18 protein-coding genes are annotated in these 14,162 nt (G+C 50.8%); 14 read left to right on the plus strand and 4 right to left on the minus strand.

From position 1 onward, the window contains the following. Positions 1–221: 221 nt before the first annotated feature. From queD to M989_RS16515, 4 genes are all read right to left on the minus strand, one after another. Positions 222–584: a 6-carboxytetrahydropterin synthase QueD gene (queD, locus tag M989_RS16500; protein ID WP_047053975.1), complete on the minus strand. Its 363-nt coding sequence runs from the start codon at positions 582–584 to the stop codon at positions 222–224. Positions 585–906: 322 nt separating this feature from the next. After that, positions 907–1,071, minus strand: coding sequence for a DUF7828 domain-containing protein (locus tag M989_RS26540; protein WP_369862302.1), 165 nt, complete (start codon positions 1,069–1,071; stop codon positions 907–909). Between the two features lie 103 nt (positions 1,072–1,174). Beyond that, the gene (locus M989_RS16510; RefSeq protein ID WP_064547015.1) at positions 1,175–1,381 is read right to left on the minus strand and encodes a helix-turn-helix transcriptional regulator; all 207 of its coding nucleotides are present in this window, start codon (positions 1,379–1,381) and stop codon (positions 1,175–1,177) included. Between the two features lie 144 nt (positions 1,382–1,525). Next, the gene (locus M989_RS16515) at positions 1,526–2,101 is read right to left on the minus strand and encodes a rolling circle replication-associated protein (RefSeq protein ID WP_064547017.1); all 576 of its coding nucleotides are present in this window, start codon (positions 2,099–2,101) and stop codon (positions 1,526–1,528) included. 425 nt (positions 2,102–2,526) lie between these two features. Between M989_RS16515 and M989_RS16520 the strand changes: the two genes are divergently transcribed. From M989_RS16520 to M989_RS26550, 14 genes are all read left to right on the plus strand, one after another. After that, complete coding sequence (locus tag M989_RS16520) at positions 2,527–3,426, plus strand: hypothetical protein (protein ID WP_064547019.1); 900 nt, start codon at positions 2,527–2,529, stop codon at positions 3,424–3,426. Positions 3,427–4,062: 636 nt separating this feature from the next. Then, positions 4,063–4,260: a hypothetical protein gene (locus M989_RS16525; RefSeq protein WP_064547021.1), complete on the plus strand. Its 198-nt coding sequence runs from the start codon at positions 4,063–4,065 to the stop codon at positions 4,258–4,260. A 170-nt stretch (positions 4,261–4,430) separates the two neighbouring features. Next, positions 4,431–5,294 (plus strand): GTPase family protein, encoded by an 864-nt coding sequence (locus tag M989_RS16530; RefSeq protein WP_064547023.1) that lies wholly within the window; start codon positions 4,431–4,433, stop codon positions 5,292–5,294. A gap of 91 nt (positions 5,295–5,385) precedes the next feature. Continuing rightward, positions 5,386–6,213 (plus strand): DUF932 domain-containing protein, encoded by an 828-nt coding sequence (locus tag M989_RS16535; protein WP_064547025.1) that lies wholly within the window; start codon positions 5,386–5,388, stop codon positions 6,211–6,213. A gap of 226 nt (positions 6,214–6,439) precedes the next feature. Continuing rightward, positions 6,440–7,123 carry a helix-turn-helix transcriptional regulator gene (locus M989_RS16540; RefSeq protein ID WP_045888219.1) on the plus strand — a complete coding sequence of 228 codons (684 nt, stop codon included), beginning with the start codon at positions 6,440–6,442 and terminating at the stop codon, positions 7,121–7,123. 70 nt (positions 7,124–7,193) lie between these two features. Further along, positions 7,194–7,874, plus strand: coding sequence for an ESPR-type extended signal peptide-containing protein (locus tag M989_RS26545; protein WP_425337863.1), 681 nt, complete (start codon positions 7,194–7,196; stop codon positions 7,872–7,874). Between the two features lie 60 nt (positions 7,875–7,934). Further along, the gene (locus M989_RS16545) at positions 7,935–10,346 is read left to right on the plus strand and encodes an AIDA repeat-containing protein (protein ID WP_425337864.1); all 2,412 of its coding nucleotides are present in this window, start codon (positions 7,935–7,937) and stop codon (positions 10,344–10,346) included. A 92-nt stretch (positions 10,347–10,438) separates the two neighbouring features. Beyond that, positions 10,439–10,678, plus strand: a complete 240-nt coding sequence (locus tag M989_RS16550) for a DUF905 domain-containing protein (RefSeq protein ID WP_064547027.1) — start codon at positions 10,439–10,441, stop codon at positions 10,676–10,678. A 102-nt stretch (positions 10,679–10,780) separates the two neighbouring features. Beyond that, entirely contained in the window at positions 10,781–11,239 is a 459-nt protein-coding gene (locus tag M989_RS16555; RefSeq protein WP_064547030.1) for an antirestriction protein, read from the plus strand. 15 nt (positions 11,240–11,254) lie between these two features. Continuing rightward, positions 11,255–11,731, plus strand: a complete 477-nt coding sequence (radC, locus tag M989_RS16560; protein WP_064547032.1) for a RadC family protein — start codon at positions 11,255–11,257, stop codon at positions 11,729–11,731. 8 nt (positions 11,732–11,739) lie between these two features. Further along, positions 11,740–11,961 carry a DUF987 domain-containing protein gene (locus M989_RS16565; protein ID WP_064547034.1) on the plus strand — a complete coding sequence of 74 codons (222 nt, stop codon included), beginning with the start codon at positions 11,740–11,742 and terminating at the stop codon, positions 11,959–11,961. Positions 11,962–11,979: 18 nt separating this feature from the next. Beyond that, positions 11,980–12,297: a type IV toxin-antitoxin system YeeU family antitoxin gene (locus M989_RS16570; protein WP_064547036.1), complete on the plus strand. Its 318-nt coding sequence runs from the start codon at positions 11,980–11,982 to the stop codon at positions 12,295–12,297. A gap of 20 nt (positions 12,298–12,317) precedes the next feature. Beyond that, positions 12,318–12,659, plus strand: a complete 342-nt coding sequence (locus tag M989_RS24770; protein WP_074398812.1) for a TA system toxin CbtA family protein — start codon at positions 12,318–12,320, stop codon at positions 12,657–12,659. Between the two features lie 812 nt (positions 12,660–13,471). Continuing rightward, complete coding sequence (locus M989_RS26550; RefSeq protein WP_064547040.1) at positions 13,472–13,825, plus strand: Hcp family type VI secretion system effector; 354 nt, start codon at positions 13,472–13,474, stop codon at positions 13,823–13,825. The last annotated feature ends 337 nt before the right edge of the window (positions 13,826–14,162 follow it).

Below are 14,162 nucleotides of genomic sequence, written 5' to 3' on the forward strand. Positions count from 1 at the left end.
AAGGTAAAAATGAGATAGCACCACATTCAAGTGAAAAATGTATGTGAGTCAAATGATTATGGATCTTCAGGGGGGATTAAATTCGTATTTTCAACTACCAAAGTTGGTGTGAATATATTGTTGATTTTGTTAAAAATTAAACTTTTTTCATTTTCAGCTTTTATACATCAATACGAGATAGCAGGGCTGGCGGAGTTGCAACCAGCCATCTAAACGTGTGCTTATTCGCCGCGATAAATACAACCAGCTGTACAAGTTTCTTTCACTACCACTGCGCTAAGGATAGGCAGTTGTGGCTTAACCTGATTCCAAATCCATTCTGCTAGTACTTCACTGGTTGGGTTTTCTAAGCCGGAGATGTCGTTGAGATAATAGTGGTCCAACTTATCTAGCGTGGGTTTAAAAATTGCTTTCAGTTCGGCGAAATCGATAATCCACCCGGTGTGATTATCTACTTCGCCTGTGATTTCAAGGCGAACCACAAAAGAGTGTCCGTGTAAGCGTCCGCACTTATGGCCATCGGGCACGTTGGGCAGTCGATGTGCGGCTTCAAAGGTGAAATCTTTGTATAGCGTAGTTTTCATGGTGACCTCATTTTTTTGTTATACTGTAACAATAAGAAGCACGATTTCCTAGCTTTTCTGAGTTAGCTATTAACACTCTATTGGATAGGCAAAATTATTTCGGTCGTATCCAAATCAGGTTGTTTTTGGCATTGGCCCCATGATACTCCTCCTGTTGGCTGATTTAAGTCGCCGGTTCAGCATGCAAGGCAATAACATTCACAAGTAGTCAGTGGCACATTGTGTACAGTGCCAGTCGACTTTACTGACCTCGGGAGTGGCATTGGTGAGGAAACGGCGCAGGCGTCGAGCCTCACATAGGACTGTTGCTTGTAAGCTACAGTTAGGTATGTCCAAACCATGGGCATTCAGTGTCGTATTCAGGATGGTATTGCAATGCGCTGTTGTAGAGATGGCAGGTATAGCGGTCGTAGTGGGTTGTCTGCACCATTTTGGCACCGATCAGATGACCATTGCCATCGAGAGCGATAAAGGATTTGGGAGACATAATCAGACTCCTGCAGACAGGCGTAGCCCGTCTCTGAAGGGCCGGCACCTGATGCGTTGACATTTAATATTGCGATTTTAAAGCAGGCTGGAATAAGAACAGATTAATTTCTGGATTCGTAAATACGGAAATATAACCATTCTTCCAAGTCGCTCTTTAACCACCGGGAAGCTCTGCCCAGCTTAATTGGTTTAGGGAATGCCCCATCCTGTATCAGCTTATAGAACCATTTATCGCTCAGGCCAGTAAGCTGGGTAATGAATTTCATATCAATGAATTGATCTTCAAGTAGTGCGGGTTTTGTATACATGATGATGTGTTCCGGTTAAGGATAAATAACCGGAGCCGTCAGTAAACTGATTTACTGCCAGCTCCTCCACATCAATGGCTTCTGTTGTAAAAAAAGTTAGGAACATATGCAGGGGGATGGTTGCCCCTGCATAAAACACCGTTCTTAAGATTTTCTTGGGCGACCTAACCCACTGGGTGGTGGTACTTCATTACTCCCATATATTTGCGTGTTATACTTCTGTTCCTGTTTGGCAAGGTAGCTGATGATATATCTCAACCCATGTATATAATCAGTATCCCGGTGATTGATTACCTTGTTGATATCGGCCTTATAACTTTCCTTGTATTCACAACGATAATATTTTCCGTCCCCCTGTGTTACTTCCTTCCACAGAGCGCCTATGCGCTCAGCAATCGGAAATGTTTTACGTATTTTTTGTCCGTCAAGATAGATCACCGTATGGGAGTGAAATTTACTGTCCTCGCCATACTCAATAACCCAAAAGAATCCGGCAACACCAGGTTCCTGTTCAACTCGTTTAAATAACGCCCGCAGATCCTGTTGAAGGCAATGGTGGTCTTTATGATAACGATCTGAGTTCTGGTTGTATGAGAAGTCCAGCCGTATACCAATTACTTTGGAATAGCGATCAATGACATCATTCAGGTGGCTGTTAATCAGGCTATGTAAAAACCAGTCCATTTTATATTTGGCAATGTATGGATAGTTGTCGTTCATGTTGTTTCCTCTGAGGTTATGGTTCAGAGGAAAGGGATGTGTTGTATTTTTTGTCAGATTTATTGGATCTAAGTGTCAGGGTGGGTATTAATTACATTAATTAACCTAAATATTTTTTTGATTGAGTTGTAAATCATTCTGATATGTTGTTTGCAAATTGGTAAGACACCATATGTAAAAGCTTGCTTATGTATTTTAAATATATTGGAGAATCCAGGCATCTCACACCTATCTAATGTGTTCCCGGGCATCATGGTGAAGGTTTCCTGTGTGCATACTTTCAGATCAATGATGAAGCAACAGGTAATGAATCTGTGACTAACCCAACACTATGTACATGAAACATAGTGATAATGTTACAGCATGCCAGTTAAAGTTCGTTTTTTTGTACGTAAAATCACTGAGTGATGTTGTGGGGTATGCATATGGTCTGGTTCATTGATGATGAGAATGCTGTTCTATTTTTATATTTTTCATTACGGCAGAATGGGTATGACTGGCCACCGGAGGCGGGAGAAAAAAATACATCAAATTATGAAAGGAAGATCAGAAAGCTTTTGATTGGACAAGGATGGAATGAGCGGGATGCAGATGTATTTATTAATAATGTGCATGTTGCGTATAAGAAATCAATGCCTTCTGAAGATGAGCAAAAATGGTTTTCAGATGACCCAAGGGCAAGTTTTTGGTTTCTTTTTAAAATTGATGATAATTATCTTGCTACTACGCCTCAGTCTTTCTCTCTGGAAAATAATACATTACTTAATAGCTTTGAACCTTCAGGCAGGAGTCTGCCTCCCACTCATACATCCAGGGTCAAATTCATAAAAGATAAAATTAAGAAAGCGATATTCAATGCTTCAACCAGAGATAACATCATCAACGCTCACAGAGAATGGAATATATTAATATCGAAGCAGGACATCTTTCAGGGTGTAAACAGTAATACCGGTGTCACGCCTGACTGGTTGCTCACTTATCTCAGAGAGAATAATATTTTTCTTCAAGGCTATATGTGCGGTGAGAGTATTGACGAGAAACTGGCATTTTGCTACGCCTCTTACTTTACATGGTACTCATGGATTACGACAAGTAATGCAGAGAAAGAGCTTTTTGTTAAAAAATTTAAAAATGCATTAAGTACACAAAAGTCCAGAGAGAAAAAGAAAAAAGGAAAAAACAAACTACTCAATGTTTCAATTTCCGAGGCTGCTCATGACAAGATGCGCTATATTGCAGAACTGGAAGGAATTTCCAATGCCAGCACAATTGAATATGCAATCAACCTTGCATGGCAGCAAAAAACTCGTAAGAGTTTAAAATAAATACAGGTATGTTTCGTATCGTTTTCCAGTCCCCTTTGCGGCAGAATCATAAAGTTCTGCCGTTTTTGTTTTCTTTTTCAGATGAACAGTAATGAAAAATTCTGACTGTTCCGTAAGCGCCTTGAGAGGGGATTCCTCAGGGTGACTCGACGCAACTAGCCTGTTTCTGGCCGAAGAGAAAAGAGGCTCGGTGCCTGGCTATGACCGACGCGCTGATTACGTCACCCGATGAGCTGGAAACCAATGCCAATGGTGGCCAGGGGGGATATAACTCTGGTCAACTCACTGTGAAGGTTGGGCGATGATTAATTCATTCAGACAAAGGATGATGCCGCCAATGAAATAGGTGAGCTAAACCAGCAGATTTACAAACTTCTTTCGTTGAAAGGTGATCGTGAGGGTTACTGTCTATTAGCGGCAGAGCTAACTGGCGCATCAAAGCATTAAGCAACCAGTACTGGGCTACTCCAGCTAGGCACTTGTTGGTAGCCACGGGTGAATGGTCTTGGTGACGTTAAATAAATTAATGGCAAAATGGAGTCCGGAGAAGCCTAAGCATCTGAAGCTCGTGTAGATGAACTGCGATAAGAGCCCGATTTTGGAACGGATTTATACATAACGGAAAGGGACAACATCATGAAAAAAATCCTTGCGCTTACCAGCTTGTTTGCCGTTTCAGTAGTACTGACAGGGTGCGATGCAGATCGTGACCATAAAGAACGTTGTACCGAGTTGCAGCATGAAGGTGCAGAAGCGATGAAGGAAAATGGTGAACATCAACTCGCTGAAATAAGAAAAGAGTGGGACAGGCTGCAGTGTAAATTGTTCTGGTAGAATTAACCGGAGTGATAACCGGAAAAACCAAAACGCATTTCTGATCTCATTATTGATTGAGTTGGTTTATCTAAAAAAGATACAGATATATATCATCACCCTGAACATACCCCATTAGCGGCAGAACCTCATGGTTCTGCCGTTTTTGTTTTCATTTCAGAGGAGCAGTGATGAAAAAATCTGAAGGTTTTCAGTCGTTGCAGCAATCGCTTTCTGGCCTGCCGCAGTGGGCATCAGAGCGTATTCTGCAGCAGATAAAGCAGCTCACAAATTACGAGCCAGTGATCGGCATTATGGGCAAAACCGGGGCGGGAAAGAGTAGTCTGTGCAATGCCCTGTTTGTCGGCGAAGTATCGCCGGTCAGCGATGTGGTGGCCTGTACCCGTGAACCTCTGCGCTTTCGTCTGCAGGTTGGCGACCGCTATATGACGCTGGTGGATCTGCCCGGCGTGGGGGAAAGTGGTGCACGCGATACTGAGTATGCCGGGCTGTACCGTGAACAGCTTCCCCGGCTTGACCTGGTTCTGTGGCTGATTAAGGCTGATGATAGGGCACTGGCGGTGGATGAGTATTTTTACCGCCAGGTTATTGGTGAGGCATACCGGTATAAGGTGCTGTTTGTTATCAGCCAGTCGGACAAGGCTGAACCCACCAGTGGTGGAGAGCGATTATCCACAGAGCAGAAGCAAAACATCAGCCGCAAAATCTGCCTGTTGCATGAGCTGTTCCAGCCCGTGCATCCGGTGTGTGCCGTGTCGGTCCGTCTGCAGTGGGGACTACGGGTGATGGCAGAGCGAATGATTAAGTGTCTGCCACGCGAGGCCAGCAGCCCGGTGGTGGCACAACTGCAGCGTCCCTTTCGCACAACGGTAGTCTATGAGCAGGCCCGTGGCGATTTCGGTGAAACAGTCGGTGCCGTACTTGATACAGTCAGTGCCTTTCCCCTGATACCTGCCCCGGTGAGGACCATCATTCAGGCCGTGCGCTCCACTGTGGTGTCAGTGGCCCGCGCTATCTGGGATTTCTTCTTCTGAGTGCTTAATTCTGCCCTGTTATTTCCCGAACCCTGTCGCCAGTGCGACAGGGCTTTCTTTATTTGTTTTACCCATATTGAGGAGTCTGCTCATGACCCGTCTGACTTCGCGCTTTGGCGCAGCAAATCTTATTCGTCGTGACCGCCCGTTAACCCGCGAGGAGTTGTTTCGCGTGGTGCCCAGCGTGTTCAGCGAGGACAAACACGAGTCCCGCAGTGAACGTTACACCTACATACCCACCATCTCCCTGCTCGACAGTCTGCAGCGGGAGGGCTTTCAGCCGTTCTTTGCCTGCCAGACCCGGGTGCGTGACCCTGGTCGTCGCGAACACACAAAGCACATGCTGCGTCTGCGGCGTGAGGGGCAGATTACCGGCAAACAGGTCCCGGAAATCATTCTTCTTAATTCACATGACGGCACCAGTTCGTACCAGATGATGCCGGGGTTGTTTCGTGCCGTCTGTGCGAATGGGCTCGTCTGCGGTGAGTCATTTGGCGAGGTGCGGGTGCCACACAAGGGGGACGTGGTGAGCCAGGTGATTGAGGGCGCGTATGAAGTGCTGGGCATTTTTGACCGGGTGGAGGAGAAGCGGGATGCGATGCAGTCGTTGCTGTTGCCGCCACCTGCGCAACAGGCACTGGCACAGGCTGCACTGACGTACCGGTTCGGGGAGGACCACCAGCCGGTGACTGAATCGCAGATCCTCTCCCCACGTCGCTGGCAGGATGAGAGCAATGACCTGTGGACCACCTACCAGCGTATTCAGGAGAACCTGATTAAGGGCGGTCTCAGTGGGCGTAACGCCAAAGGAGGACGGTCACATACCCGTGCCGTTCGTGGTATTGACGGGGACGTGAAACTTAACCGGGCACTATGGGTGATGGCGGAAGCCCTGCTCAGTGGTTTTCAGCCTGCGTGAGTTCACACTTTGCATCAAATAACATTACAGCAATGTTAATAAATGACACTTCCTGTCATTTCTGGCGGGGATTTTTGCTGGTTAATTCACCGGAAAATGGCGCAGGCCTGACAGATACAGGCTTCAGGCCTTCCTCAAAATAGCCGCTCCCGCAGACATATCCTGTCAACCCCCTCCTTTAAAATCGCATGCCTTTCAACCGGTTAACCTTCACGGAGAATACATCATGCCACTGGCAGAGCGCCGCTACGACAGACTGGCGGTCAGGCTGTCGCTGATTATCAGCCGCCTCGTGGCGGGTGAAACGCTGAACATGCAAAAGCTCGCGACCGAGTTTGATGTGTCAGTCCGCACCCTTTACAGGGATTTTCGTGAGCGGCTGATTTATCTGGACCTCGAATGTCATCAGGGCTGCTATCGCCTGCGGTCAGGGGCCGGGCCGCAGGGCGAGCTGGATGTCCTGACTTTTGCCCACCGTACCGGCATCGCCGGTCTCTTTCCGGGGCTGGACCGTCGGCTGGTGAACTTGCTGTTAAACTGCGAGGGTGCTCCCTGCCTGACCGGAGATGCTGTTTCTGCGGGCTCGCCCGCGACCCCGCTGTCCTTTTACCGGCTGGTACAGGCCATTACCACTTGCCAGCGTGTCACGCTGCTGGCTGACGGAAAACGATGCGAAAGATTGTCCCCTTATCGGCTGATTGCGCAGCAGGGCCACTGGTACCTGATTGCGGAGCACAACGACCATCCGGCGGTATTTGCGCTCGGTGATATTCACCTTGTGCAGCCCCTTACCGAGAGTTTCAGACGTAACGAGCGCCTTTACCGTCTGACGGAAGATTTAAGTTTTATCCGAGCACTGCCGCATTTTGGTGTTGTCCTGCAGTCGCTTAACAGCCTGTCTTCACCCTGAGTTTTACTGGTCTGCATCCGTCTGGCGGGTGCGGGCCTTTTTATTATTTACACACAACAAGGTACTAATGATGAAGCGAAACCTGAACACCAGCTACCGGCTGGTATGGAACGAGGTTCTAGGAGCATTTGTTGTTGTCTCAGAGCTGGCAAAAGCCAAAGGAAAGCGCAGTACTGCCGTTCTGGCGCTGGCGGTTGCCGGACTGGTGGCAAGTCCTGCCGCACTGGCTGACGATGCGCCGGGAAACACCCGTACGGTAGCGGCCGGTGAGGTAGTCAATGGTGCGGTGATCGGCAATCACGACTCACAGATCGTTTTCGGTAAGACAAACAACACAGTCATCAACACAGGCCTGGAGTTCGGTGCTGATAATGATGACAACAGCGGTGGTCAGTGGGTACAGACGGGGGGCGTGGCAAACCAGACCACCATTAATAATAGCGGGCTGCAGGGTGTACTGGCTGGCGGCAGCGCCACAGACACCACAGTCAACAGCGGTGGTGGTCAGAGCGTGCATGGTCAAGCTTCAGATACCACGCTTGACGGTGGTACACAGTGGGTACACAGCGGCGGTATTACCTCCGGCACGATCATTAATAAAGACGGGGCTCAGCTGGTAAAAGCTGGAGCGCAGGCTACCGGTAGTGTGGTGAATACCGGAGCACAGGGTGGTCCCGATGCAGAGAACAACGACGGGCAGTGGGTTGCCGGTACCGCAACTGATACCACCATTAATAACGATGGTCGGTAGACTATTGCGACAGGAGGCCTTGCCACCGGCACAGTGATTAAAGCGGGCGGCGACCAGAGTGTGCACGGTTCGGCAAATACGACCCGCCTGGATGGCGGTTATCAGTACGTGCATGCCGGTGCATCTGCAAGTGACACGGTAATCAATGCGGGCGGCTGGCAGGTGGTGAAAAGCGGTGCGACAGCCGACAACACCACAGTTAATGCGGACGGTAAACTGCAGGTGGGTGCCGGAGGCAACGCCACGAACGTTACCCAGAATGCCGGGGGCGCGCTGGTGACGAACACCAGTGCCACCGTCTCCGGGACCAACAGTCTGGGTAACTTCAGTGTTGATGCCGCGAATGCCAGTGCCACTAATGTGCTGCTGGAAAACGGCGGGCGTCTTGATGTGCTGGGTAACGGCAGCGCCGATACCACCACGGTTAATCAGGGCGGTATTCTGGCCGTGGCGACCGGCGGTAAGGCACAGAACATCGTGATGCATGACGGCGGCGTACTGATTGCCGATACCGGCGCAACGGTCAGCGGTACGAACACCTCCGGCGCATTCGGCATTGACGGTGCAACCGGCAAGGCCAGCAACCTGCGTCTTGATAACGGCAGTCAGTTCACGGTTCTGGGTAACGGCAGTGCGGATAACACCGCCGTGGGGGCAGGCAGCACCCTGAATGTGGCGCAGGGGGGCACGCTCACCGGCACCACCTCATTTGGCGACGGTGCATCGCTGACGGGGAATGCCATCAACAGCGGACAACTACACTTCAGCACGGGTAACGGTCAGAACGCGGTCATCAGCGGTTCGGTAAGCGGTGGCGGGCAGATGCTCAAGGACGGTGACGGCACCCTGACGGTCAGCAACGGCACGCTGTCCCAGTCACAGGTAAACCTGAATCAGGGGACGCTGGCGCTGAACAATTCCATCATCAACAGCGACATCATCGCACAGTCCGGTACGCAGGTGCGTCTGACCGGCAACTCGGTGATGAACGGGGCAATTGACCCGACTGACGTCACCCTCGACAGCGGTGCCCGCTGGAATATTCAGCGCGGTGCGGCGGTGAAATCGGTGCTCGATAACCTGGATAACGCCGGAACCATCAGTTTTGCGCCAGCACCAGCAAACAGTCCGTTTGTCCCTGAAACGCTGACGGTTACAAATCTGACAGGACGCAACGGTACTATTAATCTGTCCATTCGTCTTGATGACCCGACCTTCCCGACCGATATGCTGGTCATTGACGGCGGGCAGGCAACCGGTAAAACCTGGCTGAACTTCACCAGTGCCGGTGATGCCGGGCTGGGGCTGGCGACAACCGGCAGCGGTATCAAAGTGGTGGAGGCGATTAACGGAGCCACCACTGAAGCCGGAGCCTTTGCGCTGGGCCGCAAACTGCAGGCCGGGGCGTACAACTACACCCTGAGCCACGGCAGTGCCGATGAAAACTGGTATCTGTCCAGTGAAGCGGGCTACCGTGCCGAAGTGGTACTGTACGCCTCTTTGTTTGCACAGAGCATGGATTACGACCGTGCGCTGGCCGGGACATACAGCCAGCGCAGCAGTGCGGTGAATAACCAGGGATTCTGGGGGCGTATTCAGGGCGGGCATACCGGGCATGACAGTAATGGCGGCATTGCGCAGGGCGACACCCCGGAAAGCAGCGGCAGCTATGGCTTTATTCAGCTCGGTGGTGACCTGTTCAAACACGACACCGGTAGGCTTTCGCTGACCAGTGGACTCTATGGTGCGGCAGGCCAGTCGCTGGTGGATGTGAAAAACGATGACCGCTCTGCGGCAGGCAGCGTGCGTGACACGGTGTACAGCCTCGGCGGGTATCTGACGGCGGTTCATGAAACCAGCGGACTGTGGGCCGATGTGGTGGCACAGGGCTCCCGTCACAGCCTGAAGGCCAGCTCTGCGGATAACCGTTTTGATACTGACGGTACCGGGTGGCTGACCTCTCTGGAAACCGGTCTGCCGTTTAACATCAGTCAGGGGCTGGTGCTGGAGCCACAATTGCAGTACGTCTGGCAGAGCCTGTCCCTGGATAACGGGCATGACAACGGCGGTTACGTGAACTTTGGTGACGGCAGTGCGCAGCATGTCCGCGCCGGACTTCGTTTCGGCAGTTCGTCTGAAATGGACTTCGGTCAGGGTACCTCTGCTGTTGCCGGCTTTGCTGACCGCATGAAGCACAGCACAAGCGAAATGCCGGTGAACTGGTGGGTACGTCCGTCGGTTATCCGCACCTTCAGCTCAGACGGTGAGATGAGCATGGGCACCGCAACGGCTGGCAGCAATGTCAGCTTCACCCCGTCTCAGGATGGCGCCTCGCTTGACCTCCAGGCGGGTATTGAAGCGCGGGTACGGCAGAATGTCGCACTCGGCGTGCAGGCCGGTTATACCCGCAGCGTCAGCGGCAACAGTGCTGACGGTTACAACGGCCAGGCCACACTAAAGGTCGCTTTCTGATAATCCGGTCACTCTGACCAGAGTGGTATCAGCAGTCCCCACAGCCCCTGTTGCTCAGTCAGCAGGGGCTTTTTGCATTTAAGGAGCTCCTCATGCCTGAATCTCATTTACTGCCACCGGGACCGTTCACCCGGCAACAGGCAGAAGCAATTACCCGTCGCTATCACAACGTCTGCATTGAAGACGACCAGGGCAGTCACTTCCGCCTGGTGGTCCGCGACGCCGAAGGCCGGATGGTCTGGCGGGCATGGAACTTTGAACCGGATGCCGGTGAAGGTCTTAACCGCTATATTCGCAGGACAGGCATCCGCACTGACACTTTCACCCGCTGACCCCGAATCATTTACCACCAATATTTAACCTTCCCGAACCCACTTTATTACCCCCTACGCCAGCCATCGCCGCTGGTTTTTTTTATTAATGGAGACATACCCATGACAACAGCGACACAAAACAATCTCGTATCTGCTAACGAGTCCGAATTTGAACTGACCGTAACGCAGGTACCTGACGAACAGCGTATCTGCTTCTGGCCGCAGTACTTTGGCGCTATCCCACAGTGGATAACCCTGGAGCCACGTATTTTTGCCTGGATGGACCGCTTCTGTGATGAGTACAACGGCGGTATCTGGTCCTTTTACACGCTCAGCAATGGCGGTGCGTATATGGCACCTGATGCTGACGGTGACGATAAATGGCTTCTGTTCAACGGCATGAACGGCAATAGTGCGGAAATGAGCGCGGAAGCCGCAGGTATCGCGGTCTGCCTGATTGAATACAGCCATCACGCCTGTCGTACAGAATGTGACGCAATGAACGCACACTATTATCGCCTGCGGGACTATGCCCTGCAGCATCCTGAAGCTCACGCCATTCTGCGTATCATCGACTGAACGGAGGAATAACGGATGAAACAGCTCTCCTTTTTACCCGGCGAGATGACGCCACAGGACCGGCGTCTCATTCAGCGGGCGATCAGGGCTCTGGAGCGGCACCTGCATGAGCCAGGGGTAGCCTTCACCTCCACTCATGCCGTTCGGGAGTGGTTGCGACTGCATATGGCCGTACTTGAGCGGGAAGAGTTCCGGGTGTTGTATCTGGACAACCAGAATCAGTTGATTGCCCATGAGACGCTCTTCACCGGCACGATTAACCGCACCGAGGTGTATCCCCGGGAGGTCGTTAAGCGCGCCCTGTATTTCAATGCCGCGGCGGTGATACTGGCGCATAACCATCCTTCCGGCGAGACGCCCCCCAGCCAGGCTGATAAAGCTCTCACGCAGCGGCTGGTTCAGGTACTTCAGCTGGTGGATATCCGTGTCCCTGACCATCTGATTGTCGGCGGCAGGCAAATCTATTCGTTCGCAGAACACGGTCTGCTGTGAGGTATTACATGAAAATCATCCCCAAACGTCAGGCAATGACGATATACCGCCAGCATCCTGAGTCCCGAATCTTTCGCTACTGCACCGGAAAATATCAGTGGCACGGTAGCGTCTGCCATTACACCGGCAGGGAAGTTCCGGATATCACAGGAGTCCTGGCTGTGTACGCCGAACGCCGCCAGGACCGCAACGGGCCTTACGCCTGCCTGATGAGTATCACCCTGAACTGACAGTAAAGGAGGTTATCAATGAGCAACATCACATGGGGCCTGCGGCGGGATATCACGCCACGTCTGGGAGCCCGTCTGGTGCAGGAGGGGAACCGGCTGCATTATCTGGCTGACCGGGCCAGCATGACTGGCAAGTTCAGTGACGCCGAATGCCAGAAGCTGGATGAAATATTCCCGCACTTTATCAGCCAGATGGAATCGATGCTGACCACCGGTGAACTGAATCCCCTACACGTTCATTGCGTCACCCTGTACCACACCGGTTTTACCTGCGAAGCCGACACCCTCGGCAGTTGCGGCTACGTATACATCGCCATTTACCCCACTAAGCGCTAATTACTTTCACGAGAGCAAACATGAAACCTCAATCTGCAACAACTTCGCGGGCGGCGAAGCCTTGTCTGTCGCCCGTTGCAGTCTGGCAAATGCTACTGACACGCCTGCTGGAACAACATTATGGCCTGACACTCAACGACACACCATTCAGTGATGAAACGGTAATTCAGGAACATATCGATGCCGGTATATCTTTGGCCGATGCCGTTAATTTTCTGGTGGAAAAGTACGAGCTGGTTCGAATAGATCGCAAGGGGTTTAGCTGGCAGGAACAATCACCTTATCTTCGGGCCTTTGATATTCTGCGAGCGCGACATGCAACGGGTCTGTTACGACACAGTCGTAACAACACGGCAATCTGAGTCTGACGGGCTATTTTTCTGCATTAACTGCAAAATCTTTATAATTTATTTATTCATTGCATAATGCGTCTGCCTTCCCTCGGCAGGCGTGTTTACTTTTTCAGACAAACTAACATGCAAATATTGGTAATCGATCCATAGAAGTTTATAAAAACGATTTTTCAGTATTAGAAACTTTCAGAAGGGAAAGGTGCACATGCCTAGTGCTGACAGAAAGAATGAATTGCTATAAAGCACTATCTGAGAATATTTTCTGTAAGATGGACTAATAGCAGTTTCCGCTCCGATTCGAGTCCCAAATTCAATGAATTAATGTGTTGGTATCGGTGTTGGTATAACATTTTAATTTGAAATTTTAACTCATATAAATCATGAGGTTGATTATAATGTGCGAGTCCGGCCTTCGTCTTATTCCTTTTGATTTACAAGTTACTGTAATGCCAAAGAACAACTAACTTTCCCCAAAAAGGCGATTTCCCTCTTCCAGTCATTCAAATAAACACCATCCAGTACAATCCTTGAAACCATTATTAATATCACCAATACCTCCCAGCTCACGGCGCTATCTATCCAGGAAAACTAATCCTAATAACCTCACCCCACATACATATCAGCATTGAGCGCAGTCAGCGCGGGCATATTGCCCACTATCACCATCATTGTCGGCGCGCCCGGACGGTGCCGGGAATATATGGCATCGGCTCTAGCAGGCCGAGTACTGCGGTTGTGGCGGTGGCGACCGTAGGACTGGTTGTAAGTATCCCGCATAATCGTGCCATCGGCATACCGTTTAGCATCACCCGGTGACAGGAATGACCATCAACGGCGCGGGGGGCATCCCAAACGAGCACGTCATCGTCGCGTTTGCACAGACCGCTGGGCAACCTTTGGTTGTTTCCACAGTGTCTGGTGGTAAACCAGTTGAAACGGTGTCGCTCAATTTCACCAAAACTAAATGGGAGATCACCGTGCCAAAAAACGGGGGGCGAATAATAAAGAAGGCAATGCCTCTTCGGTCTGGGATTTGGTGCAAAACGTCACGGATAAATAATGACGAACATGCTTATTCCGCTAACGCAGTTTACCAGCTGATGGTGGCGGTTATCTCCCGCAGCGAGTCAGTGAGGCGCGAACAGGTCCGCTTCTGCAATACGCGTGCTTTCTGATAAGCGGTGGATGTTTGCAAACAGAGGCTGGCGATGGCCCTATGGGGAAAGTGGGGGAACGCTAGTTGGCGGATGCCAGCGGAAAAGCGCAATCTCGCTTAAGTAAATAGACGGAGCGACATTGATAAATACAAATCATAAGGCTTGGATAATAGTGGTAAACGCAATATTTGTGGATAACTCTGTGCGTAAATGGGTATAAGGCCGGGTTCTGCTGTGGATTGCAGCAGTCAGTCATTTTTCTGCAATTTAAGGGTTGCGGCCCCGGGGAAACTCCCTATAATGCGCCTCCATCGACACGGTGGATGTGAATCACTTCACACTAAGTAGCCGGGTT

Origin of the sequence: Kluyvera georgiana ATCC 51603 (assembly GCF_001654985.1) — a bacterium.
GTDB classification, from domain to species: Bacteria; Pseudomonadota; Gammaproteobacteria; order Enterobacterales; family Enterobacteriaceae; genus Kluyvera; species Kluyvera georgiana.

What these genes read in the sequence shown, in the direction of transcription:
- queD (WP_047053975.1), bottom strand. Translation starts at nt 584, where the DNA reads ATGAAAACTACGCTATACAAAGATTTCACCTTTGAAGCCGCACATCGA.
- M989_RS26540 (WP_369862302.1), bottom strand. Translation starts at nt 1,071, where the DNA reads ATGTCTCCCAAATCCTTTATCGCTCTCGATGGCAATGGTCATCTGATC.
- M989_RS16510 (WP_064547015.1), bottom strand. Translation starts at nt 1,381, where the DNA reads ATGTATACAAAACCCGCACTACTTGAAGATCAATTCATTGATATGAAA.
- M989_RS16515 (WP_064547017.1), bottom strand. Translation starts at nt 2,101, where the DNA reads ATGAACGACAACTATCCATACATTGCCAAATATAAAATGGACTGGTTT.
- M989_RS16520 (WP_064547019.1), top strand. Translation starts at nt 2,527, where the DNA reads ATGGTCTGGTTCATTGATGATGAGAATGCTGTTCTATTTTTATATTTT.
- M989_RS16525 (WP_064547021.1), top strand. Translation starts at nt 4,063, where the DNA reads ATGAAAAAAATCCTTGCGCTTACCAGCTTGTTTGCCGTTTCAGTAGTA.
- M989_RS16530 (WP_064547023.1), top strand. Translation starts at nt 4,431, where the DNA reads ATGAAAAAATCTGAAGGTTTTCAGTCGTTGCAGCAATCGCTTTCTGGC.
- M989_RS16535 (WP_064547025.1), top strand. Translation starts at nt 5,386, where the DNA reads ATGACCCGTCTGACTTCGCGCTTTGGCGCAGCAAATCTTATTCGTCGT.
- M989_RS16540 (WP_045888219.1), top strand. Translation starts at nt 6,440, where the DNA reads ATGCCACTGGCAGAGCGCCGCTACGACAGACTGGCGGTCAGGCTGTCG.
- M989_RS26545 (WP_425337863.1), top strand. Translation starts at nt 7,194, where the DNA reads ATGAAGCGAAACCTGAACACCAGCTACCGGCTGGTATGGAACGAGGTT.
- M989_RS16550 (WP_064547027.1), top strand. Translation starts at nt 10,439, where the DNA reads ATGCCTGAATCTCATTTACTGCCACCGGGACCGTTCACCCGGCAACAG.
- M989_RS16555 (WP_064547030.1), top strand. Translation starts at nt 10,781, where the DNA reads ATGACAACAGCGACACAAAACAATCTCGTATCTGCTAACGAGTCCGAA.
- radC (WP_064547032.1), top strand. Translation starts at nt 11,255, where the DNA reads ATGAAACAGCTCTCCTTTTTACCCGGCGAGATGACGCCACAGGACCGG.
- M989_RS16565 (WP_064547034.1), top strand. Translation starts at nt 11,740, where the DNA reads ATGAAAATCATCCCCAAACGTCAGGCAATGACGATATACCGCCAGCAT.
- M989_RS16570 (WP_064547036.1), top strand. Translation starts at nt 11,980, where the DNA reads ATGAGCAACATCACATGGGGCCTGCGGCGGGATATCACGCCACGTCTG.
- M989_RS24770 (WP_074398812.1), top strand. Translation starts at nt 12,318, where the DNA reads ATGAAACCTCAATCTGCAACAACTTCGCGGGCGGCGAAGCCTTGTCTG.
- M989_RS26550 (WP_064547040.1), top strand. Translation starts at nt 13,472, where the DNA reads ATGACCATCAACGGCGCGGGGGGCATCCCAAACGAGCACGTCATCGTC.